A 925-nucleotide genomic window follows, 5' to 3' on the forward strand; every position below is an offset into this window, starting at 1 on the left:
GTGTATAACATTATAGTATAGAATTACAGAAAGAGTAGTCTACAAATTATTTATAAATAATAGTATAATATTGGTAGAGAGAATGATATTGAACGACAATTTTATTTGCATTGTTTTTAGCATATTTCTCCCCATCAACTGGACCTGTTATTTGTTTAGGAGGGCTTTTCTTATTCTTATCTACTTCCTTACAAAGGGTTGGATCTATTCTAAATTGAGTTCCATCTTTATGAAATCTGGATTATCCATGAGTTCTGGACCAGCATATCCTAGGTATAAATAAAGATCTCGGTTAGGAACGTTCGTTGTTGCCTTTAATATTTGATTCGTCTCCTTCGAGTAAATATAACGGTCATCATAATCCGTATTTATTATTGAAGATGATGATGTAAATTTAAATCCTTTATAATCAGCAAATAATTGGTCAAAGTACTTTTTATCTACTTTCATTAATAATATTTGGACTAATTTATCTTCTAAAAAATAAAATCTCGCAACCCCATCATAATCCATGACAATATCCGCCCCGCTGCCATCCTCTTGCTCTATTGAATATTTTTCACCTAAACGCTCTATTACTCTTTCCTGTGAGTCGGCTAAAGTAATTCCATCAATATATAGGTTACTTTGTTCAAAAAAAACTGTGGGTTTTAATAAATCTGAATCCATTTTTGTTGGAGACTGTTGTTCTGTTGTTGTTATTTGTTCATTTTCAATCAATATTTCATTTAAGACAAAAAACATAATGCTTATTGCCAAAACGAAGGTTAACACAACATAACGCAGATTGTGTTTTGGCGTCTTTGATGTGTTATTAAGCTCATTCATGAAATTTTTCATAACACGATTTTTACTCCCAAGTAAATTTTTCACTTCTCTAAAAAGGTATTTAGCTGAACTGCTATTTCTTGCGTTTCTGCAATAA

Annotated in this window: 1 protein-coding gene; it reads right to left on the bottom strand. The window is 30.9% G+C overall.

Annotated features, from left to right (window positions below):
• Window positions 1–204: 204 nt before the first annotated feature.
• Window positions 205–925: hypothetical protein (locus V7127_RS22145; protein WP_335489693.1), on the bottom strand; the 721-nt coding region annotated here is incomplete at its 5' end.

It is taken from the genome of Bacillus sp. JJ1773, from assembly GCF_036962035.1.
Lineage (GTDB): Bacteria > Bacillota > Bacilli > Bacillales > Cytobacillaceae > Cytobacillus.